Annotated in this window: 25 protein-coding genes; 17 read left to right on the top strand and 8 right to left on the bottom strand. The window is 70.8% G+C overall.

The window, feature by feature from the left end:
* Window positions 1-145 precede the first annotated feature (145 nt).
* Entirely contained in the window at window positions 146-598 is a 453-nt protein-coding gene (locus AVJ23_RS16125; RefSeq protein ID WP_058863242.1) for a hypothetical protein, read from the top strand.
* On the top strand, window positions 595-915 hold the full coding sequence (locus AVJ23_RS16120; RefSeq protein WP_058863241.1) for a hypothetical protein: 321 nt from the start codon (window positions 595-597) through the stop codon (window positions 913-915). Before AVJ23_RS16125 ends, AVJ23_RS16120 begins: the two co-directional genes overlap by 4 nt.
* 4 nt (window positions 916-919) lie before the next feature.
* Here AVJ23_RS16120 and AVJ23_RS16115 read toward each other — a convergent pair whose 3' ends face one another.
* A complete protein-coding gene (locus AVJ23_RS16115; protein ID WP_058863240.1) occupies window positions 920-1,819 on the bottom strand; it encodes a fatty acid desaturase in 900 nt (299 codons plus the stop codon).
* Window positions 1,812-2,015 (bottom strand): DUF2061 domain-containing protein, encoded by a 204-nt coding sequence (locus tag AVJ23_RS16110; protein WP_058863239.1) that lies wholly within the window; start codon window positions 2,013-2,015, stop codon window positions 1,812-1,814. Before AVJ23_RS16110 ends, AVJ23_RS16115 begins: the two co-directional genes overlap by 8 nt.
* 106 nt (window positions 2,016-2,121) lie before the next feature.
* Here AVJ23_RS16110 and AVJ23_RS16105 point away from each other — a divergent pair, with 106 nt between their 5' ends.
* The gene (locus AVJ23_RS16105) at window positions 2,122-2,982 is read left to right on the top strand and encodes a helix-turn-helix domain-containing protein (RefSeq protein WP_058863238.1); all 861 of its coding nucleotides are present in this window, start codon (window positions 2,122-2,124) and stop codon (window positions 2,980-2,982) included.
* Window positions 2,983-3,080: 98 nt separating this feature from the next.
* Here AVJ23_RS16105 and AVJ23_RS16100 read toward each other — a convergent pair whose 3' ends face one another.
* The gene (locus AVJ23_RS16100) at window positions 3,081-4,127 is read right to left on the bottom strand and encodes an aldo/keto reductase (protein WP_058863337.1); all 1,047 of its coding nucleotides are present in this window, start codon (window positions 4,125-4,127) and stop codon (window positions 3,081-3,083) included.
* 129 nt (window positions 4,128-4,256) lie between these two features.
* Between AVJ23_RS16100 and AVJ23_RS16095 the strand changes: the two genes are divergently transcribed.
* Together AVJ23_RS16095 and AVJ23_RS16090 are read left to right on the top strand one after the other, a co-directional pair.
* Window positions 4,257-4,859, top strand: coding sequence for an ImuA family protein (locus AVJ23_RS16095; protein WP_058863237.1), 603 nt, complete (start codon window positions 4,257-4,259; stop codon window positions 4,857-4,859).
* A gap of 227 nt (window positions 4,860-5,086) precedes the next feature.
* Window positions 5,087-6,322 (top strand): MFS transporter, encoded by a 1,236-nt coding sequence (locus AVJ23_RS16090; protein ID WP_058863236.1) that lies wholly within the window; start codon window positions 5,087-5,089, stop codon window positions 6,320-6,322.
* Here AVJ23_RS16090 and AVJ23_RS16085 read toward each other — a convergent pair.
* Window positions 6,313-7,617: an MFS transporter gene (locus AVJ23_RS16085; protein ID WP_058863235.1), complete on the bottom strand. Its 1,305-nt coding sequence runs from the start codon at window positions 7,615-7,617 to the stop codon at window positions 6,313-6,315. The genes AVJ23_RS16090 and AVJ23_RS16085 overlap by 10 nt on opposite strands.
* Before the next feature lie 190 nt (window positions 7,618-7,807).
* Between AVJ23_RS16085 and metG the strand changes: the two genes are divergently transcribed.
* From metG to truB, 3 genes are all read left to right on the top strand, one after another.
* Window positions 7,808-9,520: a methionine--tRNA ligase gene (metG, locus tag AVJ23_RS16080; protein ID WP_058863336.1), complete on the top strand. Its 1,713-nt coding sequence runs from the start codon at window positions 7,808-7,810 to the stop codon at window positions 9,518-9,520.
* Between the two features lie 157 nt (window positions 9,521-9,677).
* A complete protein-coding gene (locus AVJ23_RS16075; protein ID WP_058863234.1) occupies window positions 9,678-11,078 on the top strand; it encodes an MATE family efflux transporter in 1,401 nt (466 codons plus the stop codon).
* Window positions 11,079-11,131: 53 nt separating this feature from the next.
* The gene (gene truB, locus AVJ23_RS16070) at window positions 11,132-12,040 is read left to right on the top strand and encodes a tRNA pseudouridine(55) synthase TruB (RefSeq protein ID WP_058863233.1); all 909 of its coding nucleotides are present in this window, start codon (window positions 11,132-11,134) and stop codon (window positions 12,038-12,040) included.
* 21 nt (window positions 12,041-12,061) lie between these two features.
* Here truB and AVJ23_RS16065 read toward each other — a convergent pair whose 3' ends face one another.
* Window positions 12,062-12,607, bottom strand: coding sequence for a PAS and helix-turn-helix domain-containing protein (locus AVJ23_RS16065; RefSeq protein WP_058863232.1), 546 nt, complete (start codon window positions 12,605-12,607; stop codon window positions 12,062-12,064).
* An 82-nt stretch (window positions 12,608-12,689) separates the two neighbouring features.
* Between AVJ23_RS16065 and AVJ23_RS16060 the strand changes: the two genes are divergently transcribed.
* The 3 genes from AVJ23_RS16060 to AVJ23_RS16050 are packed head-to-tail and all read left to right on the top strand — an operon-like array spanning window position 12,690 to window position 16,170.
* Window positions 12,690-13,850 carry an acetyl-CoA acetyltransferase gene (locus tag AVJ23_RS16060; protein ID WP_058863231.1) on the top strand — a complete coding sequence of 387 codons (1,161 nt, stop codon included), beginning with the start codon at window positions 12,690-12,692 and terminating at the stop codon, window positions 13,848-13,850.
* Window positions 13,847-15,367: a class I adenylate-forming enzyme family protein gene (locus AVJ23_RS16055; protein WP_058863230.1), complete on the top strand. Its 1,521-nt coding sequence runs from the start codon at window positions 13,847-13,849 to the stop codon at window positions 15,365-15,367. Before AVJ23_RS16060 ends, AVJ23_RS16055 begins: the two co-directional genes overlap by 4 nt.
* Window positions 15,364-16,170 carry an SDR family NAD(P)-dependent oxidoreductase gene (locus tag AVJ23_RS16050; protein WP_058863229.1) on the top strand — a complete coding sequence of 269 codons (807 nt, stop codon included), beginning with the start codon at window positions 15,364-15,366 and terminating at the stop codon, window positions 16,168-16,170. The genes AVJ23_RS16055 and AVJ23_RS16050 overlap by 4 nt, the downstream gene beginning before the upstream one ends.
* Window positions 16,171-16,179: 9 nt before the next feature.
* On the opposite strand, the gene AVJ23_RS16045 is transcribed toward AVJ23_RS16050, so the two are convergent.
* From AVJ23_RS16045 to AVJ23_RS16035, 3 genes are read right to left on the bottom strand one after another with little or no spacing between them, the layout of a single operon-like run.
* A complete protein-coding gene (locus AVJ23_RS16045) occupies window positions 16,180-17,226 on the bottom strand; it encodes a Gfo/Idh/MocA family protein (RefSeq protein WP_058863228.1) in 1,047 nt (348 codons plus the stop codon).
* A 57-nt stretch (window positions 17,227-17,283) separates the two neighbouring features.
* Window positions 17,284-18,123, bottom strand: a complete 840-nt coding sequence (locus AVJ23_RS16040; RefSeq protein WP_058863227.1) for an alpha/beta fold hydrolase — start codon at window positions 18,121-18,123, stop codon at window positions 17,284-17,286.
* Window positions 18,123-18,800, bottom strand: coding sequence for a haloacid dehalogenase type II (locus AVJ23_RS16035; RefSeq protein ID WP_058863226.1), 678 nt, complete (start codon window positions 18,798-18,800; stop codon window positions 18,123-18,125). The genes AVJ23_RS16040 and AVJ23_RS16035 overlap by 1 nt, the downstream gene beginning before the upstream one ends.
* Before the next feature lie 169 nt (window positions 18,801-18,969).
* Between AVJ23_RS16035 and AVJ23_RS16030 the strand changes: the two genes are divergently transcribed.
* The 6 genes from AVJ23_RS16030 (at window position 18,970) to AVJ23_RS16005 (ending at window position 24,809) form a co-directional block, all read left to right on the top strand.
* Window positions 18,970-19,401: an FKBP-type peptidyl-prolyl cis-trans isomerase gene (locus tag AVJ23_RS16030; protein ID WP_058863225.1), complete on the top strand. Its 432-nt coding sequence runs from the start codon at window positions 18,970-18,972 to the stop codon at window positions 19,399-19,401.
* Between the two features lie 129 nt (window positions 19,402-19,530).
* Complete coding sequence (pcaD, locus tag AVJ23_RS16025) at window positions 19,531-20,319, top strand: 3-oxoadipate enol-lactonase (RefSeq protein WP_058863335.1); 789 nt, start codon at window positions 19,531-19,533, stop codon at window positions 20,317-20,319.
* Window positions 20,320-20,334: 15 nt separating this feature from the next.
* Complete coding sequence (locus tag AVJ23_RS16020) at window positions 20,335-21,057, top strand: alpha/beta fold hydrolase (RefSeq protein ID WP_058863224.1); 723 nt, start codon at window positions 20,335-20,337, stop codon at window positions 21,055-21,057.
* A gap of 23 nt (window positions 21,058-21,080) precedes the next feature.
* The gene (locus AVJ23_RS16015) at window positions 21,081-22,412 is read left to right on the top strand and encodes a lyase family protein (protein WP_058863223.1); all 1,332 of its coding nucleotides are present in this window, start codon (window positions 21,081-21,083) and stop codon (window positions 22,410-22,412) included.
* A 6-nt stretch (window positions 22,413-22,418) separates the two neighbouring features.
* Entirely contained in the window at window positions 22,419-23,621 is a 1,203-nt protein-coding gene (locus AVJ23_RS16010; RefSeq protein ID WP_058863222.1) for an MFS transporter, read from the top strand.
* A gap of 90 nt (window positions 23,622-23,711) precedes the next feature.
* A complete protein-coding gene (locus AVJ23_RS16005) occupies window positions 23,712-24,809 on the top strand; it encodes an alcohol dehydrogenase catalytic domain-containing protein (RefSeq protein WP_058863221.1) in 1,098 nt (365 codons plus the stop codon).
* Window positions 24,810-24,865 lie beyond the last annotated feature (56 nt).

Genomic DNA, 24,865 nt, shown 5'->3' with positions numbered 1-24,865 from the left:
GCCGCCCGATTGGCCAGAGCCAAACCGCCGGCCCTCTGCCGGTCGCCTGCAATGAACCGTTGCCAAGTCGACGGTGCAGGCGGCACACTTGACGTTACGGAAATGCCTTACGTCAAAGTTTAATCTTCTCAATTGGAAACATGCCATGACCCCGAATTTTCGATTCGCCGCGGCCGGTCTTCTGCCGCTCTGCCTGTGCCTGCCCGCCGCCGCGCAGGAGCAGCGCAAGCTGGATCTCAGCCTTGACGGCACCACCACGCTGGCCGACCGGGTGGGCGATTGCGGCGTGACCGGCTCGCGGTTCAACGCCTATTACTGGGACGGCGAACAGTGGCAATATGGCGGCGACGTCGCGCTGGAGGCGCCGGGCACCAAGGGGCCCAGCACCATGCTGACCGGGCAGATCGGGGAATGGATGCTCAGCTATGCCTTCTCGCAATGCGCCAAGCCCGACGAGGCCGAAGGCTTGCAGAACGCGGCCCTGTTCGGCGCGCGCGACAGCGGGGTCTTCGTCTCGGTCTACGACAACGGCCAGTATCTCGAATATACCGACGGCCAGGGCGGCTTTCAGCAGCTCTACCTGGAACCCGCGCAGTGAGCCGCTCGGCACTGGCGCTGTCCGCGCTGCTGGCCCTTTCGGCCGGCCCGCCCGCGGCCAGCCAGGAGGTGGACGGCCTGCCGGTCTATGCCCGGTTCAGCCCGACCGAGGTGGGCTTCATCGTCAGCGGCCCGCATGCGCGGCAGATCTTCGATGCCATGACCACGCCGCACAGCCAGGATCCCTGCACCGGCGGCTGGACCAAGCAGGATGCCAGCGGCTTCAACTGCACCGTGCATCCCGATGGCGAGACGCAATGCTCCTTCGGCTACAATTACGCCACGCAGCGCCTGACCCACGGGCCGCTGACCTGCTGAGGGCTCAGGGATCGGGCCAGAGCGGGTGCGGCACCGGGTCCTTGGCACGCCAGAAATGGCGGCGGAAGATCTCGGCATAGGAGCGGTAGAAATAGCCCGTGTTGCGCCCCAGGTAGCGCTGCCGGTTCTCGCGGTAGAGCACCGGCAGCCGGTACCACGGCACCGCGGCATGCATGTGGTGGACCACGTGCAGGTTGTTGTTGAGAAAGATCAGCGCCAGCGGACCGCGATCCTCGATGATCACGGTGCGCCCGCGCGCATCCTCATGCGCCCGGTGCTCGAGGAAAGTGCGGATCTTCAGGATCGACAGCGCGGCATAGACGCAAAGCGCCCAGGTCCAGAGCGGCATCTGCCCCGGCCCGGCCATCCAGCCCAGCACCAGCGCCACGGCCGGCACATGCAGCGCCCAGCCCAGCGCCCAGCGGGGCGCGCCCCGGCGCAGCGCCCGCAGGTCCGCGGCAACGAAGGCCAGCGTGCCGATCAGCGGCCCCAGCAGCAGCCGCCCGGCCAGCGTGTTGTTGAAGCGCAGCGCCGCCCTGACCGGGCGCGGCAGCCGCGCCCAGACGGCCGGATCCATGTAGTTGCTCTCGGGGTCGTCATAGGGATCGGTCAGGATCGAGTCGCGATGATGCGCCAGATGCGTGTCCTTGAAGCGCAGGTAGGGCACGACCACCGACAGCGCCGGAAAGACCAGCGCCGCGTTCAACAGCGGCGACCGGGTCGGGTGGCCGTGCAGCGCCTCATGCGTCAACGAGGAATGCAGCGCCGTGGTGACGATGGTCACCGCCATGCCCAGCGGCAGCCAGAACTCGGCCAGCGCGGTGGTGCCCAGCGCCCAGAGCCCATAGCACAGCGCGGTCAGCGCCAGCGTCGGCCACTCGACCCCGCGCAGGGCCCTATTCATAGCGGCCCCAGCCGATGCGCGCCCAGACCCGTTCATACAGCATGTAGGTCAGAAAGCCGATCACGGCATTGACCAGCGCCATGCCGCTGCCCACCACCAGCGACCCGGTGAAGGCAAGCCCCACGAAAGCCATCACGACCAGCCCCAGCGCCGTCCACAGCACCGATTTCACAAGCGTGCGCGCCCGCGTTTCCATGTATCCTCCGATGTTTGAAACCAGGGGCGACGCTAACGGGACGGCGGGGCGGTGACCATTCTGTCTCTGGTTAACAAATCTCCGCAGACGTGATATTTGTCACGGCATGTCGCAGATTCTCGACAAGCGTACCCGCGCCACCCTGCTCCGCGCGCGCCTCGCCCAGGCGCTGACCCGCGCCGGTTCGAACCAGACCGCGCTGGCCCGCGCGGCCGGGGTCGACCGCTCGACCATCTCGCAATTGCTGTCCGATGACGGCGCGCGCCTGCCCAACGCGCATCTCGTGGGGGCCTGCGCGCAGGCGCTGGGGGTCTCGACCGACTGGCTGCTGGGCCTGTCGGACCGGCCCGAGCTGGCCGCCGACCTGCTGGCCAATTCGCTGACCCTGACCGAGGCACCGCGCGCGCTGGTGGACGAGACGATCTACCAATGGCACCGCGATGCCGAGGGCTACAAGATCCGCTACGTGCCGCCCGCCCTGCCCGACATGCTCAAGACCCGGGCGGTGCTGGAATGGGAATACGCGCCGCATCTGGGCAAGACCACGGAACAAGCGATCAACGCTTCGAACGACCGGCTGGACTGGATGCGGGTGTCGCGCTCGGATTACGAGATCGCCCTGCCGCTCTTCGAACTGGACAGCTTCGCCACCGGCGCCGGCTATTATGCCGGGCTGGACCCGGCGCTGCGCGCCGACCAGCTGGACCAGCTGATCGGGCTGACCGAGACGCTCTACCCGCGGCTCAGGGTCTATCTTTACGATGCGCGCCGGCTCTATTCCGCGCCGGTGACGATCTTCGGCCCGCTGCTGGCCGTGCTCTACATGGGGCGCAGCTATCTCGCCTTCCGCGACACCGACCGGATCGCCGCCTTCACCACGCATTTCGACCACTTGGTGAAGGAGGCCAGCATCTCGGCCCGCGCCCTGCCCGGCCATCTGCGCGGCTTGCGCGACAAGGTCGGCTGAGCGGCCCGGCCGGGCACGACGCCCATGGGACGGTGGGCGGGGTGAGGTGCCGCAGGCACGAGCGTCCGGCCGAAGGCCGGCCCGCCCGCCGCGCCCGTTCAATAGGGCATGGGATGGTCCTTGTGCACCGCGTCCAGCCGCTCCAGCAGCTCCGGACTCAGAGTGACCTCGGCCGCCCCCAGCGCGTGCTCCAGCTGCGCCAGGGTGGTCGCCCCGAAGATCGAGGACGCCACGAAGGAGCGCCGCGCCGACCAGGCCAGCGCCATGTGCACCGGGTCCAGCCCGAACTCCCGCGCGACCTGCAGGTAGGCCTCGACCGCCGCGAAGGCGCGCGGCGACAGCCGCCCGCCCAGCGTGCCGTTGATCGCCCCGCGCGAGCCCTCGGGCAGGGCCCCGCCCTGGTACTTGCCGGTCAGCAGCCCCGCCGCCAGGGGCGAGAAGGGCAGCAGCCCCACCTCCTCCTGGATCAGCGTCTCGGCCAGGTCGGTATCGGCCAGCCGGCACATCAGCGAATACTCGTTCTGCACCGAGGCGACGCGCGGCCCGCCGACGCGCGCGGCGGCGTTGATCCATTGCGTCGTGCCCCAGGCGCTTTCGTTGGACAGGCCGAAGGCACGGATCGTGCCGCGCGCCACCTCGTCCTGCAGCGCGCCCAGGCAATCCTCCATGTCGGCCAGGATCTCGTCACGGCGCATGGTCGCGTCGGCCGGATCGTAACGCCAGTTCTTGCGGAACATGAAGCTGCCGCGATTCGGCCAGTGGAACTGGTAGAGGTCGATATGATCGGTCTGCAGCCGCTTCAGCGCCGCCTCGATCGTCTGCGGGATCGTCTTCGACGAGATCGGCGCCCCGTCCCGCGCCTTCGACCCCTCGCCCGAATGCTTGGTCGCCAGGATCCAGTCATTGCGCCGGCCCGACTTGGCGAACCAGGTGCCGAGGATCTCCTCGGTCCGGCCGATCGTCTCGGCGCTGACCGGATTGACCGGGTACATCTCGGCCGTGTCCATGAAGTTCAGGCCGGCCTCCAGCGCCCGGTCGATCTGGCGGTGCCCCTCGGCCTCCGAGGTCTGGGTGCCGAAGGTCATCGTGCCGAGGCAGAGCTCGGACACCTGCAGGCCGGTGCGGCCCAGCGGGTTCATCTTCATCGCGCGTTCCTTGGTCCCGCGTCCGGCCATTTCGGCCCGACGTCCTTGTCGCGCACCATAACGTGCCCGCGCGCGATGCCAAGTCGACCGCAGCTTGAGAACAAAATAAGAACATGCTAGCGTGATCCCATGACCGCGATCGCCCCCCTCACCCGCCGCCCGCATCGCCCGCCCCCGGCGCTGACGCTCTGGGACGAGATGCAGCTGACACTGGCCCGGGTGCACGAGATCTGCGGCCGGGCCCGGCGGATGCTGGCGCTGCGCGTGGCGGCGCGGGCCGGGGCGCCGGTGATCTGGATCGCGCCGGCCTGGGGCACCGATCCGCTGAACCCCTGCGGCATGGCCCCGCTGATCGATCCCGGGCAGGTGCTCTTCGTGGCGCCCGAACGCGGGCCGGACCTGCTCTGGGCGATGGAGGAGGCGCTGCGCAGCGGCGCGGCCCCCGTGGTGATCGCCGACCTGCCCGAGCCGCCCGGCATGACCCCGGTGCGCCGCCTGCACCTGGCCGCCGAGCAGGGCGCTGGGCATGGCCGCTGCCGCCCGCTGGGCCTGCTGCTGACCCCCGGCACGGGCGGCGCGCCGGGGATCGAGACGCGCTGGCAGGCCGACCCGCTGCACCGCCCCGGGCGGCAGGCCTGGCGGCTGGAGCGGCTGCGCGCCCGCATGCAGCCGCCCCGCAGCTGGCGGCTGGACCAGGACCGGCTGACCCCGCTGGCCGACCCGGTGCCCTGACCGGGCGCGCCCGGCGACAGGGGCGGGCAAGGCCCTTCGAAGGGCCTTGAAGAACGCGTTTGCAAACGCGTTCCCAAGCGGTTTCGAAACCGCTTGACCCAAGCCGCTTCGAAGCGGCTTGCCCCACCGCTCCGGCCACGCGGCGCATTGAAGTTTGGCCGACCCCGGCGCAGGATGGGCGGGCAGCGCCCCGGACCGGCCTGCGCCACAGATGCTGACCCTCCCCCATGCGTTTCCTGATCTCGCTTGCCGCCCTGTTCCTGTCTGTCATCCTGCTGCAGCTTTCCTCGGGGGGGATCGGCCCGCTCGATGCGCTCTCGGGGCTGGCGCTGGATTTCACCACCACGCAGATCGGCCTTCTGGGCTCGGCGCATTTCGCGGGCTTCTTCCTCGGCTGCTGGTGGGCGCCGCGGCTGATGGGCAATGTCGGCCATTCGCGCGCCTTCGCCGCCTTCACCGCGCTGGGCACGATCGGCATCCTGGGCCACGTGCTGACCGACAATGCCTATGCCTGGGCCGGGCTGCGCATCGGCCAGGGCCTGTGCATCGCCGGCTGCTACACGGTGGTCGAAGCCTGGATGCAGGCCAAGGTCACCAATGCCAATCGCGGTCGCACCATGGGCGCCTACCGTCTGGCCGATCTGGGCGCGCAGCTGGCGGCGCAGTTCATGATCTCGGTCCTGCCGCCGGCGCATTACGCCAGCTACACGCTGCTCGCGCTGATCTGCTGCGCCGCGCTGCTGCCGCTGACCGTGACCCGCCTGCGCCAGCCCGAGCTGCCCGAGGCGCCGCGCCTGCAGCCGGGGCTGGCCTGGGCGCGCTCGCCGTTGGCGGTGGCGGGCGTGCTGGTCGCCGCGCTGTCGGGCGCCTCGTTCCGGATGGTGGGCCCGCTCTACGGCTCGGGCGTGGGGCTCGAGACCAACCAGATCGCGCTGTTCCTTGCCGCCTTCTTGGCCGGCGGCGCGCTGTCGCAATACCCGGTGGGCTGGCTGGCCGACCGCTACGACCGGCGCTGGGTGCTGATCTGGATGTCGGTCGCGGCGATCGGCAGCTGCGCCTTCATCGCCGGCGTCTCGGACCTGCCCGCCACCGGCATCCTGCTGACCGCCGCGCTGTTCGGGCTGACCACCTTCCCGATCTTCTCGGTCGCCGCGGCGCATGCGCATGATTTCGCGGCCAGTTCCGAGCGGGTGGAGCTGTCGGCCGCGCTGATGTTCTGGTTCGCCACGGGCGCCATCGCGGCACCCTGGCTGGCCTCGGCGCTGATCGAGCTCTACGGCCCGCCGGCGCTCTTCGCGATGATCGCCCTGGGCCATGGCGGGCTGGTGGTGTTCGGGCTGGTCCGCATGCGGCGCCGCCCGGCGGCCGCGCATCGCACGCCCTATGTCTACAGCCCGCGCACCAGTTTCCAGGTCGGCCGGCTGATCGCGCGGCTGCGCGATCGCGGCACCGGTCAGGACTGAGCGGCGGCGTCACGCTCCTCGGCCTCGGCCTCGATCTCGGCCTGTTCCACCGCCCAGGCGCCGGCCGCCTCGACCGCGACCGCCGTCGACATGGGCAGCACGCCGAGATAGCTGTCGGTGTCCTCGGCCGCCACGCTGGCGCGCTGCGTCATACGATAGAGCGCGTAGAGGGCCAGCAGCGCGAAGGTCCCGCCCAGCACCAGCCAGAAGGCATAGGGCCCGGCGACCTGCATCGCCCATCCGGTCACCAGCGGGCCGAAAATCGCCCCCAGCCCAAAGGTGAAGACCAGACCGCCCGAGGCGGCCGGCATGTCGCCCGCGTCGAGATAGTCGTTCGTGTAGGCCAGCAGCAGCGCGTAGAGCGGCGTCGTCACCCCGCCCGCCAGAAAGGCCGCCGCCATCAGCGGCCAGAGCCCCTCGGTCCCCAGCCACGCGCCCACCATGCCGGCGATCCAGCCCAGCCCGCAGGCCAGCCCGCCCAGCACCGCCGAGGCAAGGATCATCACCCGCCGGTCGAGCCGGTCCGACAGCCAGCCCACCGGGTATTGCAGCACCAGCGCCCCGGCAAAGAGCATGGCGACGAACAGCGCGATCTCGTTGGCACTCATCTCGATCTCGCTGCCGAAGACGGCGCCCATGCCCGATTGCGTGGCATAGACGCTGCCCAGCAGGAAGATCCCCACCGTGCCCAGCGGCGAGTTGACGAAAAGCGCGCGCAGCGACATGGGCCGCGCGACCTCGACGGCGGGCACCGGGGTGACCGAGAGCAGGATCGGCGCGAAGGAGACCGAGACGAGGATCGAGGCCCCGATGAACAGCGCCGCCCCCGCCGCGTCGCCCAGCGTCAGCAGGCCCTGCGCGCCGATGATGCCCAGCGTCTGCGCGATCATGTAAGCCGACAGCACCTTGCCGCGGCTCTGGTTGTCGGCCGAGTTGTTCAGCCAGCTCTCGGCGGTGACGTAGATGCCCGACATGCAGAACCCGACCAGCACGCGCAGGATCGTCCAGGCCCAGGGCTCGGCCAGCAGGGTGAAGGCGATCAGCCCGGCCGACATGAAACTGCCCAGCGCCGCGAAGACGCGCACATGGCCCACCCGCTGGATCAGCACCGGGGTCAGCCGCGCGCCCGACAGGAAGCCCACGAAATAGCCCGAGGTCACCACGGCCAGCTCGCCCGAGGAGAACCCCTCGATCCCGCCGCGCAGGCCGATCAGCGTGAAATGCATGCCGTTGCCCAGCATGATGAACACGATCCCGACCAGCAGGGCCCAGACCCCCGACAACACAGCGAACATGGCGATTCCCCCCTTCCTGTCCGGCGGGCCGATGCACCCCTCCCGCCCCTGCAGCTAGCGCCGCGGCCATGCGCTGGCCACAGCGCCGCTTCGCGGCCCGTTTGCGACAAAGCCCCGGCCCCTCTGGCCCTCGCCGTTCAGGACGGCTACACCGGGGCCAACCTGACAGATGGACTTGCGCGCGACACTCATGGCACGACACCTCATCACCTCCGCCATTCCCTACATCAACGGCGTCAAGCACCTGGGCAATCTGGTGGGCAGCCAGCTGCCCGCGGATCTCTATGCCCGGTATCTGCGCGCCCGCGGGCACGAGGTGCTGTTCCTCTGTGCCACCGACGAACATGGCACCCCGGCCGAGCTGGCCGCCGCCAAGGCCGGCAAGCCGGTCGATGAATACTGCGCCGAGATGTGGCAGGTGCAAAGCGACCTCGCCGAAGGCTTCCGGCTGTCCTTCGACCATTTCGGTCGCTCGTCGAGCCCGCAGAACCGCGCGCTGACCCAGCATTTCGCCAAGGTGCTGGATGAGCAGGGGCTGATCCGCGAAGTCTCCGAGACGCAGATGTATTCCCGCGCCGACGGCCGCTTCCTGCCCGACCGCTATATCGAGGGCACCTGCCCCAATTGCGGCTTCGAAAGCGCGCGCGGCGACCAGTGCGACAACTGCACCAAGCAGCTGGACCCGGTGGACCTGATCAACCCGCATTCCACGATCTCGGGCTCGACCGACCTGGAGATGCGCGAGACCAAGCATCTCTACCTGCGCCAGTCGGTGATGAAGGACCGGCTGGAGGAGTGGATCGACACGCGGCAGGGCTGGCCGGTGCTGACCACCTCGATCGCCAAGAAGTGGCTGAATGACGGCGACGGGCTGCAGGATCGCGGCATCACCCGCGATCTCGACTGGGGCGTGCCGGTCCAGCGCGGCGACGATCCCTGGCCGGGCATGGAGGGCAAGGTCTTCTACGTCTGGTTCGATGCGCCGATCGAGTACATCGCCTGCGCGCAGGAATGGGTCGATGCCGGCAAGGGGACGGACTGGCAGCGCTGGTGGCGCACCGATGCGGGCGCCGAGGACGTGACCTATACCCAGTTCATGGGCAAGGACAACGTGCCCTTCCACACGCTGAGCTTCCCGGCCACCATCCTGGGCTCGGGCGAGCCCTGGAAGCTGGTCGATTACATCAAGAGCTTCAACTACCTGAATTACGATGGCGGGCAGTTCAGCACCTCGCGCGGGCGCGGCGTGTTCATGGACCAGGCGCTGGAGATCCTGCCGGCGGATTACTGGCGCTGGTGGCTGCTGTCCCACGTGCCCGAGACGTCCGATGCCGAGTTCACCTGGGAGAGCTTCCAGTCGGGCGTGAACAAGGACCTGGCCGACGTGCTGGGCAATTTCGCCAGCCGCGTGACCAAGTTCTGCCGCTCCAAATTCGGCGAGACGGTGCCCGAGGGCGGCAGGCAGGGCGCGCCCGAGGCGCAGCTGATCTCCGACCTGACGGCGCGGATCCGCGATTACGAGCGCCACATGGAGGCGATCGAGATCCGCAAGGCCGCCGCCGCGCTGCGCGGCGCCTGGGTGCTGGGCAACGAGTACCTGCAGGAGGCCGCGCCCTGGTCGACCTTCAAGACCGATCCCGAACAGGCCGCGATGCAGATCCGGCTGGCGCTGAACCTGATCCGGCTCTATGCGGTGATCTCGGCCCCCTTCATCCCCGACGCGGCGGACCAGCTGCTGGAGGCGATGCAGGCGGGAGACCGCGACTGGCCCGACGATGTCGAGGCCGCGCTGGCCGCCCTGCCCGCGGGCCATGGCTTCACCGTGCCCGACGTGACCTTCCGCAAGATCGCCGATGCCGAACGCGAGGAATGGCAGGCCCGCTTTGCCGGCACGCGCAGCTGAGGCGTCGCGCGGGCGGCGGCGTCGGGACGCCTCCGGCGGGAGTATTTGACGGAAAGATGAAAGGCGCTTCCGGATCTGCGGGTTCCGTGCGCCAGCGCGCAGAGCTGCCGCAACCGGGCGGGCTTGCCACGGCGGCCGGGCGCGCCATGTCCGGCGCATGGCAGATGGAACACAGAACCACAGCCGCGACCTGACGCGCGGCCCCGTGGGCCGGGCGCTGTGGCGCGTCTCGGCCCCGATGAGCATCGGCATCCTGGGCGTGCTGTCCGTGGGTCTGGCCGACGCGGCCTTCCTGGCGCGGGCGGGCGACGTGCCGCTGACCGCCATCGGCTTCATCTACCCGGTGATCGTGGCGCTGACCTCGCTGTCAATCGGGCTGGGCGCCGGCACCTCGGCCGTGGTCAGCCAGACCCTGGGCCGCGATGGCGACGATGATGCCCGCGCCGCGCGGCTGGCGCTGCACTCGCTGATCTTTGCCGCGACGCTGGCCACGGTGGCGGCACTGTCCTTCTGGCTGGCCGCGCCGATGATCTTCCCGCTCATGGGGGCGCAGGGCGCGGTGCTGGAGGCGGTGCTGGCCTACGTGCCGTGGTGGTGCGCGAGCTTCGTGCCCATGGTGGCGGGGATGGGATTGAACGCCGTGTTCCGGGCCGGCGGAGAGAGCCATATCGCGGCCACGGTCATGGTCACGCAATCGCTGATCAATATCGCGCTGGACCCGGTCTTCATCTTCGGCCTCGCCATGATCCCCGCGCTGGACACCGAGGGTGCGGGGATCGCCACCTTCATCGCACGCGTGCTGGGCTTTGCGGGGCTCTTCGCCTTTGCGCTGAAGAGCGGCCGGGTCTCGCTGTCGCGCAACTGCCTGAAAGGGATCGGCGACAGCCTGCACCGGATCGCGCGGATCGGCGGGCCGGCGGCGGCCTCGAACGCGATCAACCCGCTGGGCCTGTCGCTGGTGACCTCGGCCGCGGCCACGCTGGGCGATGCCGCCGTGGCGGGGTTCGGCGCTGCCACCCGTCTGCAATCGCTGCTTTTCGTGCCCATGCTGGCACTGTCGGCCGGGATCGGTCCGGTGGTCGGCCAGGCCTGGGGCGCCGAGAAGGTCGAACGGGCGCAGGCCGCTGTGCGCCTGACCTTTCTGTGCTGCTTGGGCTACGGCGCGGCGCTGGCGGGCGCGATGATGGTTGCCGCGCCGTGGCTGGGCGCGCTGATGACCGATGGCGGCGACGCGGCGGGCCATGCCACGACCTATCTGCGCTGGGGCAGCCTGGGCTTCTTCGGCTACGGCATCCTGGTGACGGCGAACGCGGCGATGAATGCCCGCGACCGGGCGCTGTGGTCGATGGGCCTGTCGGCCAGCCGCATCGCGCTGGTCTACGTGCCGCTGGCCTGGGGCGGGGCGCTGCTCTTCGGTTTCGGCGGCATCGTCGGCGCTTTCGTGGCGGCCAATCTCTGGGCCGTGCTGGGCGCGCTGATCCTGTGCCGCAAGGCCGATCTTCTGGAGGTGCGGCTGCGCCCGATCCGACGCGCCGCGGCGCAGATGCCACTGAATTGACAGCCCCTGCCCGGCTTGCTACGCCCGCGCCCTTGACGAGACCGAGGGGACGCATGGGACGCAAGAAGGGACGTGACATTTCCGGCTGGCTGATTGTCGACAAACCGGCGGGGATGACCTCGACCGCGGTGGTCAACAAGGTGCGCTGGGCCTTGCAGGCGAAGAAGGCCGGCCATGCCGGCACGCTGGACCCCGATGCGACCGGCGTGCTGGCCGTGGCCCTGGGCGAAGCGACCAAGACGGTGCCCTTCGTGACCGATGCGCTCAAGGCCTACCGTTTCACCATGCGCATGGGCGCGGCCACCAATACCGACGATGCCGCCGGCGAAGTGATCGCGACCTCGGAGACGCGCCCCGATGACGCGGCGCTGAAAGAGGCGCTGCACGGCTTCGTGGGCGAGATCGAGCAGGTGCCGCCGCAATACTCGGCCGTCAAGATCGACGGCGAGCGCGCCTACAAGCGGGCGCGCGACGGCGAGGCGATGGAGATCGCGGCCCGCCCCCTCTGGGTCGAGGAGCTGGTGCTGATCGACCGGCCCGATCCCGATCATGCCGAGCTGGAACTGGTCTGCGGCAAGGGCGGCTACGTCCGTTCCATCGCGCGCGACCTGGGCGAAGCTCTGGGATGCCTCGGCCATGTGGCGCAGCTGCGGCGCACCTGGTCGGGCCCGTTCGAAGTGGAAGACGGGCTGAGCCTGGAGCGGATCGAGGAACTGGCGCAGACCCCCGAGCTTGATGCCTGCCTGCTGCCACTCGAGACCGGGCTGTCCGAACTGCCCGAGCTGCGCACCACCGAGGCTGGCCTGTCGCGGCTGCGCAACGGCAATCCCGGCATGGTGATCCCCGGCGACGTGGAATACGGCGACACGGCCTGGGCTTCGTTCGACGGCAAGCCCGTCGCGGTGGGCGTGTTCAAGGCCGGCGAGCTGCACCCCTCGCGCGTGTTCAACCTGCCGGGGTGAACCGGCACGCGCGCGCCGCACTTACAGCGGAATCCCCGACAGGTGGGCGACCAGTTCGAGGCTGTTGCGGGCGTTGAACTTGGTCAGCAGGCGGGCGCGGTGGACCTCGACGGTGCGGGGCGAGATGTCGAGGCCTTGCGCGATCTCCTTGGAGGTCAGCCCCTCTGCCATCATCTTGGCGACCTGCCGTTCGCGCAGGGTCAGGCCGGTGGCGGGGCGTGTCTCGGAGATGTCGGCAAAGCTCCAGACCGCGCGGGCGAAGGGGGCGGCGGCGTCCAGCGACTGCCCGCGCACCCGGCACCAGAACAGCTCGCCCCCGTTGCGGCGCATGATCCGCTCGTCGCGATACTGCCCGCTGACCGCCATGACCTGCGCGCCCAGACGGCCGATGCGCTCGAACTCGGTCTCGGAAGGGTAGAGCATCGACAGCGAGCGCCCCTCCATCTGCGCGCGCCCGAAGCCGAACATCGCCTCGAGCCGCGGGTTGCAGCGGCGGATCACCCGGTCCTCGGTATAGATCAGCCCGACCGGCGCATGGGCAAAGGCCAGTTCCGCGAGATCCTGCATGCGCCTCCCGTTACGTATTCCTCCGGAATTGGCCCCGGCGGCCGGATCGGTAGTATCCGGTGCCAGATCACGGGAGGCAAGCATGGACGCGAGGATCGTCGGCTGGGGGCACACGCCCTTCGGCGCACACAAGGACACCGATTTCGAAACGCTGGTGCAGCGGGCCGCGCGCGAGGCGCTGGATCATGCCGGGTTGGGCCCGGGGGACGTGGACGCGGTCTGGCTGGGCCATTTCAACAACGGGCTGGTGCCCGATGCCTTCGCCGCCTCCATGGTGCTGGGGCTGGATGAGGCGATGCGCTTCACCCCGGCCACGCGGGTCGAGAATGCCTGCGCCTCGGGCTCGGCCGCGATCTACGCCGCGCGCGACGCGATTGCCGCGGGCCGGGCGCGCCGCGTGCTGGTGGTGGGCGCCGAGAAGATGACCGCGCGCGACACGCAGGGTGTGACCGAGGCGCTGGCCGGCGCCTCCTACCAGGCCGAAGAGGCCGGGGTGTCCTTTCCGCAGATCTTCGCGCGCTTCGCGCAGGCCTATTTCCAGTCTTTCGGCGACCAGTCCGAGGCACTGGCCCGGATCGCGGCCAAGAACCATGCCGCCGCGCTGCACAACCCGCTGGCGCATCTGCGCAAGGATCTCGGCTTTGAGGCCTGCAACACGGTCTCGGACCGCAACCCGATGATCGCGGCGCCGCTGCGGATGACCGATTGCTCGCTGGTCAGCGACGGCGCGGCAGCGCTGGTCATGGTGGCCGAGGACATGGCGGCGGATTTCCCGCGCGCCGTGGGCTTTCGCGCCGCGGTGCAGATGAACGACCTGCTGCCCATGTCGCGCCGCAACCTGACCGAGCTGACCGCCGCGCGGCACTGTTTCGACGCGGCCTTCCGGCAGGCCGGGATCACGGTGGACGATCTCGACCTGGCCGAGGTGCATGACTGCTTCACCATTGCCGAGCTGATGATCTGCGAGGCGATGGGGCTGGCCGAGACCGGACAGGGCGCGCGGCTGCTGGCCGAGGGCGCGACGGCGCGCGGCGGGCGGCTGCCGGTGAACCTGTCGGGCGGGCTGAAGGCCAAGGGTCACCCCGTAGGGGCCACGGGTGTGTCGATGCACGTGATGGCGGCCAGGCAGGTGACCGGCACGGCCGAGGCGATGCAGGTGGACGGCGCGGAACTGGCGGCGGTGTTCAACATGGGCGGCTCTGGCGTGGCCAATTACTGCTCGGTGCTGGAGGCGGTGGCATGAACCCCGCCCTCTGGCTGCACCGCACCGCCACACGCCATCCCGAGGCGCCCGCGCTTCTGCGCGGCACCCATCTGGAAGCCGATTACGCCACCTTCGCCCGCCGCGCCGCCGGGATCGGCGCCGCGCTGACCGCGCGCGGCATTGGCCGGGGCGACCGCGTGGCGCTCTTTACCAAGAACTGCACCGCCTATCTCGAGGCGCTCTACGGCATCTGGTGGGCCGGCGCCGTGGCCGTGCCGATCAATGCCAAGCTGCACGAGAAGGAGGCCGCCTGGATCATCGGCGAGGCCGGCGCGGCGCTGGTCTTTGCCGACGAGGCCAGCGCCGCGGCGCTGACACCACATGTCACCGCGCCGATCCAGTCGCTCGCAGGGCCGGGCTTCGACGCCATGCGCGCCCCGGTCGAGGGCGAAGGCCCCGCCGCGCTGAGCGAGGAGGATATCGCCTGGCTCTTCTTCACCTCGGGCACCACGGGGCGGCCCAAGGGGGTGATGATCAGCTGCGCCAATATCGCGGCCATGACGCTGAGCTATTTCGCCGATGTCGACGAGGTGCACCGCGAGGACGCGATCCTCTATGCCGCGCCGATGAGCCATGGCGCGGGGCTCTACAACTTCATGCACGTGCTGCGCGCCGCGCGCCACGTGGTGCCGGAAAGCGGCGGGTTCGACGCGGCCGAGGTGCTGGACCTCGCCCCGCGCGTGGGCCCGGTGTCGATGTTCGCCGCCCCCACCATGGTGCGCCGCCTCGTGGACGTGGCGAAACAGGCGGGCGGCCGTGGCGAAGGGCTGCGCACCGTGGTCTATGCCGGCGGCCCGATGTACGAGGCCGACATCCTCGAGGCGGTCGAGACCATGGGCCCGCGCTTCGTGCAGATCTACGGGCAGGGCGAATGCCCGATGGGGATCACCGCCCTGCCGCGCGCCGACGTGGCCGACCGCAGCGCGCCGCGCTGGCGCGAGCGGTTGAACTCGGTCGGGCGGGCGCAATCGCTGGTCGAGGTGGCGATCCTCGACCCCGAGGGCGCCGCGCTGCCCCCCGGTACGGTGGGCGAGATCGCGGTGCGCGGCGCTACGGTGATGCCGGGCTACTGGCAGAACCCGCAGGCCAGCGCCGAGACGCTGCGCGACGGCTGGCTCTGGACCGGCGACATGGGGCACATGGATGCCGATGGCTATGTCACGCTGCAGGACCGCTCCAAGGACGTGATCATCTCGGGCGGGACGAACATCTATCCCCGCGAGGTCGAGGAGGTGCTGCTGTCGCACCCCGCCGTGCACGAGGTCGCGGTGGTCGGCCAGCCCGACCCGGAATGGGGCGAGGTGGTGGTGGCCTTCGTGGTCTGCCATGCCGGGCAGTCGGTGGAGGCCGCGGCGCTGGATGCGCTCTGCCTCGACCGGATCGCGCGGTTCAAGCGGCCCAAGGCCTACCGGTTCACCGAGACGCTGCCCAAGAACAATTACGGCAAGGTCGTCAAGACGACGCTGCGCCAGATGCTGAAGGAGGAGGCGGAATGACGGAAGAGTTGCAGGGAAAGACCGCGCTGGTCACCGGATCGGTGCAGGGGATCGGGCTGGCCATCGCCCGCGCGCTGGCCGGGGCCGGTTGCCGGATCGGCGTGCACGGGCTCGCCGACCCGCAGGAGGCCGAGGCCGCGATGGCCGAGCTGCGCGCCGCCGGCGCCCCCGAGACCCGCTTCTTCGAGGCCGACATGCGCGATACCGGCGCCATCGAGAGGATGATGGCCGCGCTGGAGGACTGGGGCGGGGTCGATATCCTCGTGAACAATGCCGGCATCCAGAAGACCGTGAGCCTTGCCGAGGCCGATGCCGCAACATGGGACGCGATCCTCGCGGTGAACCTGTCGGGCGCCTTCCACACCATGCGGCTGGCCCTGCCGGCCATGGCCGCGCGCGGCTATGGGCGGGTGATCAACATCGCCTCGGTGCACGGGCTGGTCGCCTCGATCCACAAGGCGCCCTACGTCGCCTCGAAATTCGGGCTGGTGGGGATGAGCAAGGTCGCCGCGCTGGAATACGCGCAGGCCGGCGGCAAGGCGTCCGGCGGGGTGACGGTGAACTGCATCGCGCCCGGCTGGACCGAGACGGCGATCATCGAGCCGCAGGTGCAGGCCCGCGCCGCCCAGCATGGCGGCGACAGGGAACGCGGCATCGCCGACCTGCTGGCCGAGAAGCAACCCTCGCGCCGCACCTCCGATCCGTCCGAGATCGGCGCGCTGGCGCTCTGGCTCTGCCACCCGGTCGCCCACAACGTCACCGGCACCACGATCCCCGTCGACGGCGGCTGGACCGCGCAATAGGCCGGCGGCTCAGCCCGGCAGGTCCACCGGGCGGCCCTCGCGCGAGGCGGTCTCGATCGCTTCGATCAGGCGGTGGGCGGACAGCGCCTGCCGGCCGGTGACCAGCGGGGGCCGTCCGTGGCGGATGGCGGTGATGAAATCCTCGATCACGGCGCGGTGCCAGCCGGCCTTGCGCGCCTCCGAGGCGTGGGCCCCGTCGGGCGGGCCCGTGGCCTCGACCTCGCGGCGCCCGTCGCGCCAGGAGATCTCCAGCGAGTCCTTGTCCAGCCGCAGCGAGGCGGCCTCGAAATGCAGGGTGATCGATTCGGTGCGGTGCGGGAACATCGCCGTGCTGGCAATGAAGGCGCCCACGGCGCCATTGGCGAAATGCAGCCCGGCCATGGCGAAATCCTCGGCCTCCATCCGGTGCAGCGGCGTGGTCGCGGTCATCGCCTGCACCCGCGTCACCGGCCCGGTGAGGCTCAGCGCGAGGTCGATGGAATGGATCGCGTTGGTGATCATCACGCCGCCGCCGTCGCGGGCATAGGTGCCGCGGCCAAGCTCGTCATAATAGGACTGGTCGCGCCAGAGCGGCACGGCGATCTCGACCAGGCCCAGCCGCCCCAGCCCGCCTGCCGCCGCGCGCCGCGCCGCGGCGACGGCCGGGGCGCGTACACGGTGCTGGAACAGCACGCCCAGCGTGACCCCGGCGGCATCGCAGGTCTCGACCACCTGTTCGGCCTCGGCCAGCGTCCGCCCCACCGGCTTTTCCAGCAGGATATGCTTGCCCGCGCGGGCCAGCGTGCCGATCACCTCGGCCCGCACGCTGGGCGGGGTGGCGACGATGGCCATGCCGATCGCGGGATCAGCGGCGACCGCGTCAAGATCGGCCGTAAAGCGCGGCGGGGCGCCGTCATAGTGCTGCGCCAGCGGTTCGGCCCGTTCGGGGCGGCGCGACACCACGGCCTCCAGCCGGGCAGAGGCAGCGCCGGACAGCGCCACAACATGGGTCCGGGCGATCATGCCCGCCCCGATCAGCGCAACGCCGATCGGGGTCTCGGTTTCGGGATCGGTCATGCGGTCGGAGCCTTTCACGTCATGGGAATGCACGCGCCCCGGTGCCGGGGCCGCGCGTCAGGCAGCGGTGGCCTCGCGCGGCAGCATCTGCAGCCAGCGGCGCAGCGCCTGCAGGCTTTCGGCCTCGTCGAGGAAGGGGATATGGCCCCGGTCGGGGATCTCGGCGGCGATCATGTCGGGACGGCGGCGCTGCATCTCGGCAAAGGTCTCGGGCGCCAGCAGGTCGGAATTGGCGCCGCGCAGCGCGCAGAGCGGCAGCCCCGCCAGCGCGTCGAAGAGCGGCCAGAGATCCGGCGCGGGCTGCGCCCCGCCGCCCAGCACCGCTTCGCGCAGGGCCGGGTCATAGGGCAGGCTCAGCCCGTCGGGGCCCTGCCGGTAGAGCGTCGCGGCCTCCTGCCGCCAGCGCTCGGGCGGGACATTGGCAAAGGCGGTCATAGCCGCGGCGCGCTTCTCCGCCGCCTCCTCCAGCGTCTTCCAGGGCGGGGTGCGACCGAGATAGCCCTCGATCACCTTCAGCCCCGCCGGCGCGATCTCGGGGCCGATATCGTTCAGCGCGACGCCGGTCAGCCTGTCCTTGGCGGTGGCGGCCAGCACCATGGCGATCAGCCCGCCGCGCGAGGTGCCGAGGATCGCGGCGCGCTGCAGTCCCAGGTGGTCGAGCAGCTCCAGCGCGTCGCGCCCCTCGACCGGGATCTGGTAGGTCTCATGCGGGGCCCAGTCGGACTGCCCGCGGCCGCGGTAATCCATGCGGATCAGGCGGACCCCGTCCAGATGCGGGGCCACGTGGTCGAAATCATGCACGTCGCGGGTCAGCCCGGCGAGGCAGAGCAGCGGCAGGCCCGCGCCCTCGTCGAGGTAATGCAGCGACAGCCCGTCGGAGGTGGTGAAACGCGGCATCAGGCAAGCTCCGGGATCGTGGTCAGGTCGTCCAGCACATGGGCGGGCTCGGCCATCAGCCGGTCCATGGGAAGCCCGGCCCGGTTGACCCAGGCCGTGCGAAAGCCGTAGGCGGATGCCGCCGCGGCGTCCCAGCCATTGGAAGAGGTGAACAGCACCTCGTCCGGGGCGCAGCCGAACCGCGCGCCCACCATGTCATAGACCCGCGCCGCCGGCTTGAAGATGCCGACCTCGTCGACAGAGAGCACCGCGTCGAGATAGATCCCGATCCCGGCGCTGTCGACCGCGCCTTCCAGCATGTCGCGGCTGCCATTGGACAGGATGGCGCAGTCGCGCCCCTCGGCCTTGAGCCGGGCCAGCATCATCGGCACCTCCCTGTAGGCGGGCAGTTCCCAGTAGAGTGCAAGCAGGCGCTCGCGCAGTTCGGGATCGTCCAGCCCGGCGCGCGCCATGGCCCAGTCCAGCCCGTCCTGCGTCACCTGCCAGAACGAGACATGATCGCCCGTGACCGCGCGCAGCCAGCTGTATTCCAGCTGCTTGCGGCGCCAGTCCTCGGCCAGTTGCGGCCAGACCTGCTGCAGGGCGCCGCGCCCCGGCTCCTCGGCGGCCACACGCGCGGCGGCGGCCACGTCGAACAGCGTGCCATAGGCATCGAAAACACAAAGCTTGGTGGCCACGCGCGCCCCTCCCGATCTGACCTCGCATGCACCCTGCCACGGCGCGGGGCGCGACGAAAGGGCACCCCGGTTTGCAATCCGCGCGCAAAACGCATACCCTTTGTAATGAACCGCGAGCACCCGGAGACACCGGCCTCGCCCAACCCCTTCCCCCCGATCAGGAGCATTCATGACGCAGGTCAAATCCGGCGACACCGTTCATATCCATTACACCGGCACGCTGCAGGATGGCAGCACCTTCGATTCCAGCGACGGCCGGGATCCGCTGCAGTTCAAGGTCGGCTCGGGCGAGATCATCCCCGGCCTCGACAAGGCGATGCCCGGCATGAGCGTCGGCGAATCCAAGACGGTGCACATCCCCGCGGACGAGGCCTATGGCCAGCCCAGCCCCGAGGCGCGCCAGAACGTGCCGCGCACCGAGATCCCCGACCACATCCCGCTGGATCTGGGCACCCAGCTGCAGGTGCAGACACCGCAGGGCCAGACCGTGCCCGTCACCGTGGTCGAGGTCACCGACAGCGAGGTCACGCTGGACGCCAACCACCCGCTGGCCGGCAAGGACCTGACCTTCGCGGTGGAACTGGTCGCCATCTCCGAGTGACCGGACCGGGGGCCGCCATGGCCCCCGTCCCTTCGGGATGGGTCCGGACCCGTCCCGCCCCGGCCCGCGCGCCCTTTCCGTGCCCGCCGCTTCGCGCTACACCGGCGCAAAGCGAAAGGAGGCATGATCATGGACATGGCGCAGCTGGGCGATCTTCACCTGCATTACCGGATCGACGGGCCTGCCGACGGCGCCCCGGTCGTCTTTGCCAACTCGCTGGGCACCGACCTGCGGCTCTGGGATCCGATCCTGCCCCACCTGCCGCAGGGCCTGCGCATCCTGCGCTTCGACAAGCGCGGGCACGGGCTGTCGGACTGCCCCGCGGGGCCCTATTCCATGGGCGCGCTGGTCAGGGATGCCGAGCGTGTGATGGAGCAGACGGGCTTTTCCGATGCCATCTTCGTCGGCCTGTCCATCGGCGGCATGATCGCGCAGGGGCTGGCCGCCAAGCGGCCCGACCTCGTGCGCGCCGCGGTGCTGTCCAATACCGGCGCCAAGATCGGCACGCGCGAGATGTGGGGCGAGCGCATCGCCGCAGTCGAGGCCGGCGGGCTGGGCGCGGTGGTCGATGCCACGATGCAGCGCTGGTTCTCGGCCCCGTTCCACGACACGCCCGCCTTTCCCGGCTGGCGCAACATGTTCCTGCGCACCCCGGCGACCGGCTGGACCGGCTGCGCCGCGGCCATCGCGGGGACGGATTTCTACAGCGCCACGGCCGGGCTGCGCCTGCCGGTGCTGGGCATTGCCGGCACCGAAGACGGCTCCACCCCCGTGGATCTGGTGCGCGAGACCACCGACCTCGTGCCCGGCTCGCGATTCGAGATCATCCGCGGCGCGGGCCACCTGCCCTGTGTCGAGGCGCCCGAGGCCTATGCCCGGATCCTGACGGATTTCCTCAAGGCGCAGGGCCATGTCTGAGCGGGGCGCTGCCTGATGGCACGCTTCCTGCTGGTGCATGGCACGGCGCATGGCGCCTGGTGCTGGCGAGACGTGATCCCGGCGCTGAAGGCGCGCGGCCACGCCGCCCATGCGATCGACCTGCCGGGCCACGGTCAGGACGCCACGCCCTATGCCGGGATCACGCTGGACGATTACGCCCACGCCGTGCTGGACGGGCTGCGGGATCATGAGGGGCCGAGCCTCGTGGTCGGCCATTCCATGGGCGGCTTTCCGATCACCCGCGCCGCCGAGATCGACCCGTCCAGGATCGCCCGGCTCGTCTATCTCTGCGCCCATACGCCCTGGCCGGGCCAGTCGCTGAGCGAGATGCGCCTGCTTGGCGCGACCCAGCCGCTACTGCCGGTGATCCGCAAGACCGTGGACGGCAAGGGGTTTACGCTGGATCCCGAGCAGGTCGAGGCGGTCTTCTATCACGACTGCCCGGCCGACACCGTGGCCCTGGCGCAGGCGCAGCTCTGCACCGAGCCGCTGGCCCCCAGCGCCACGCCGGTGGATCTCAGCGACCGCTCGGCCACGCTGCCGCGCAGCTACATCCTCTGCCGCAGGGACCGCGCCGTGCCGCCCGACCTGCAGGAGACATTGGCTGCGCGATTCGATCCGGCGGATGTGCACGCGCTTGACAGCGGCCATTCGCCCTTCTTCTCGATGCCCGACCGGCTGGCCGAGCTGCTGGACCGGATCGCGGCCCAGACCTGACCCGATCCACCCGGAGGCCCGCCATGCCCGCCACGCCCTTTGACAGCGCCATCCTCTCGGGGCTCTTTCCCACCGACGAGACCGCGCGGCTCTTCTCGGACACGGCCGAGATCCGGGCGATGATGCTGGTCGAGGGCGCCTTGGCGCAAGCGCAGGCGGCGCAGGGCGTCATCCCCGACACCGCCGCCGCCGCGATCCACCGTGCGAGCCTCGAATGCCAGATCGACCCCGCCGCGCTGGCCGAGGAGACCGCGCAGAACGGCGTCAGCACGCCCGCGCTGGTCGCCGCCTTCCGCGACGCGATGCAGGCGCCCGAGCACGCGCAATATCTGCATTGGGGCGCCACCTCGCAGGATATCCAGGACAGCGCGCTGATGCTGCGCCTGCGTCAGGCCCTGGCCTTGCAGGAGGCGCGTCTGAAGGCGGTGCTGGGCGCGCTGGCCGATCTTGTCGAACGCGATGGCGACGCGGTGCTGGCCGCGCGCACTTATGGCCAGCACGCCACGCCCACGACCTTCGGCGCCGTGGTGGCCAGCTGGGGCTGGCCGCTGATCGCCGCGCTGGACGCGCTGCCCGGGCTGCGCCAACGTGCGCTCTGCGTCTCGCTGGCCGGCGCGGCGGACAACGCCTCGGCGCTGGGGCCCGACCCGGCGGCGCTGCGCGCCGACATGGCGCACCGGCTGGGGCTGGCCGATCCCGGCCATGGCTGGCACAGCGACCGCACGCCGATCCTCGAGATCGCGCATTGGCTGACGCGCACGGCGCTGGCCGCCGGCAAGATGGGCGAAGACCTGACGCTCGCCACCCAGTCCGGCATCGGAGAGCTCTCGCTGGGCGGCTCGGGCGCCTCCTCCACCATGCCGCAGAAGCAGAACCCGGTGGGCGCGGTGGCCATGGTGGCGCTGGCCCGCCACGTGCAGGGGCTGAACGGCACCCTGCAGGGCGCCGCGATCCACCGCCAGCAGCGCGACGGTGCCGCGTGGTTCACCGAGTGGCTGACCCTGCCGCAGCTGGTGCTGGGCGCGGCGGCCGCGCTGACCCACGCCCGCACGCTGACCCGGGGGCTGGCCGCCGATCCCGAGGCGATGTCCGCGACCCTTGAGGCGACCGGCGGGCTGATCCTGGCCGAGGCGCTGTCCTTCGCACTGGCCGAGCGGATGCCCCGCCCCGAGGCGCAGGCCCGCGCCAAGGCCCTGTGCCGGGAGGCGCGCGCGGCGCACCGCCCGCTGGCCGAGATCGCCCGCGCCGCCTATCCCGACCTGCCCGCCACGCTGTTCGACCCGGCGCGGCAGACCGGCACCGCCCCGGCCGAGGCACAGGCCTTCCTGTCCGCGGCGCGCGACCGCGCGGGCTGAGGCGCGGTGTCGCCGCGGCTGGTCTTCCTGCTCTCCACCGTCACCATCGACGCGATGGGGATCGGTCTGATCCTGCCGGTCATGCCGGATCTGATCCGCGAGGTCTCGGGCGGGACGCTGGCCGATGCCGCGCTCTGGGGCGGCGTGCTGTCGACGCTCTACGCGCTGATGCAGTTCCTCTTCGCGCCGCTCATGGGCCATCTGAGCGACATCCACGGCCGCCGCCCGGTGCTGCTGATCACGCTGGCCGTGATGGTGGTGGATTACGTGGTCATGGCGCTGGCACAGACGCTCTGGCTGCTGCTCGCGGCGCGGGCCCTGGGCGGTCTGGCCGCGGCCACGCAATCCACCGCCTCGGCCGCGCTGGCCGACATCACCCCGCCACAGGACCGCGCCCGGCGCTTCGGGCTGATCGGCGCGGCCTTCGGCCTGGGCTTCGTGCTGGGCCCGCTCTTGGGGGGCCTGCTGGGCGAGCTGGGCACCCGCGCGCCCTTCTGGGCCGCCGCCGCGCTGGCCGGGGCCAACGCGCTGCTGGGCCTAGTGGTTCTCCCCGAGACGGTGGGCGCGGCGCGGCCGCGCTTTACCTTGGGGCGCGCCAACCCGCTGGGCGTCTTCCTGTCGCTGTCGCGGCTGGACGGGGTGCGGCGCGGGCTGGTCCTGTTCTTCCTCTATCAGTTGGCCTTCGCCACCTACCCCGCCGTCTGGGCCTATTTCGTCGCCGCGCGCTATGGCTGGGACGCGGGCATGACGGGGCTGTCACTGGGCCTGTTCGGGATCTCCATGGCGCTGGTGCAGGGCGTGCTGATCGGCCCGGTGCTGACACGCTGCGGCCCAAGCGGCACGGTACTGGCCGGGCTGCTCTTCTCGGCCCTCTCCTTCGCGGCCATCCTCTGGGCCCCCACCGGCCCGCTGGCGCTGGCCATCGTGCCGCTGGCCGCGCTGGGGGCGCTGTTCGGCCCGGCGATCCAGGGCGTGATGAGCGCGCGGCTCGGCCCCGACCGGCAGGGCGAGCTGCAGGGGGCGCTTGGCGCGGCGGCCGCCGTGTCGATGGTGCTCGCGCCGCTGGTGATGACCCGGGTCTTTGCCCATTTCACCGCGCCCGGGGCCGAGCCGCGCCTTGCCGGGGCACCCTTTGCCCTCGCCCTGGGTCTGGTCCTGCTCGCTTTGGTGCTGTTCCTGCGCCCCGAGCGGCCGCGCGCCGTGACGTAACCCCGCCCCCCGGGCGTCGTTTTCCGGGTTGAACCGCGCGCGGGGGCCACGCAGGCTTGGCATGGAACTACCGCCACAGGGAGCCGGGACATGACGCATATCCGCGCCGCGGTCTGCACCGAATTCGGAGCGCCGCTTGCCATCGAAGAGCTCGAGCTGCGCGCGCCCGTCGCCGGCGAGGTGGAGGTCACGCTCGAGGCGGTGGCGATCTGCCATTCCGACATCTCCTATGCCGCGGGTGGCTGGGGCGGCAACCTGCCGGCGGTCTACGGCCACGAGGCCGCCGGGCGCATCACCGCGATCGGCGCCGGCGTCGAGGGGGTCGAACGCGGCCAGCGCGTGGTCGTGACCCTGATCCGCGCCTGCGGCACCTGCGGCAACTGCACCACCGGCCATCCCACGATCTGCGAGCGGCAGGGCTCGGGCCCGGCCTCGCCGCTGCGCCGCGCCGACGGCACCGAGGTGGTGCAGGCGATGAATTGCGGCGCCTTCGCCGAGCGCGTCGTCGTCGACCAGAGCCAGATCGTCGCCCTGCCCGACGACATGCCGCCCGAAAGCGTCTGCCTGCTGGCCTGCGGCGTGATCACCGGCATCGGCGCGGTGGTCAATGCCGGCCGCCTGCGCGCCGGCGAGGACGTGGTGGTGATCGGCGCGGGCGGCGTCGGGCTGAACGCCATCCAGGGCGCGCGCATCGCGGGCGCCCGCCGCATCGTGGCCGTCGACATGAGCACCGAGAAACTGGACATCGCGCGCGAATTCGGCGCCACAGATGGCGTGCTCGCCACCACGAAGGCCCCCTGGCGCGCGGCGATGAAGCTCCTGGGCCGCGGCGCCGACGTGGTCGCGGTGACCGTGGGCGCCATCCCCGCCTACGAGGACGCGCTGCGCTACATGGGCTGGGGCGGGCGCATGGTCATGGCTGGCATGCCGCATTCCGGCGCCATGGCGCGCTACGAACCGGTGATCCCCGCCTTCATGGGCCAGAGCATGGTCGGCTCCAAGATGGGTGACGTGGTGATCCAGCGCGACATCCCCTGGATGGCCGATCTCTACCGCCAGGGCCGGCTGAAACTGGACGAGCTGGTCTCGGGCCGCTGGCGCCTCGACCAGATCAACGAGGCCATCGCCGACACCGCCGCGGGCGGCGCGCGGCGCAATGTCATCCTCTTCGACCCCGCCACCCCGTGACCCGCTCCGAACACGGCACGACCCTGCCCCATCTTTGGTCCCCAAATATCCCGGGG

The sequence above is a fragment of the Pseudoponticoccus marisrubri genome, assembly GCF_001482405.1.
GTDB lineage: Bacteria > Pseudomonadota > Alphaproteobacteria > Rhodobacterales > Rhodobacteraceae > Pseudoponticoccus > Pseudoponticoccus marisrubri.
The sequence above is the reverse complement of the archived record's forward strand: the minus strand, read 5'-3'. Positions and strand labels throughout refer to the sequence as shown.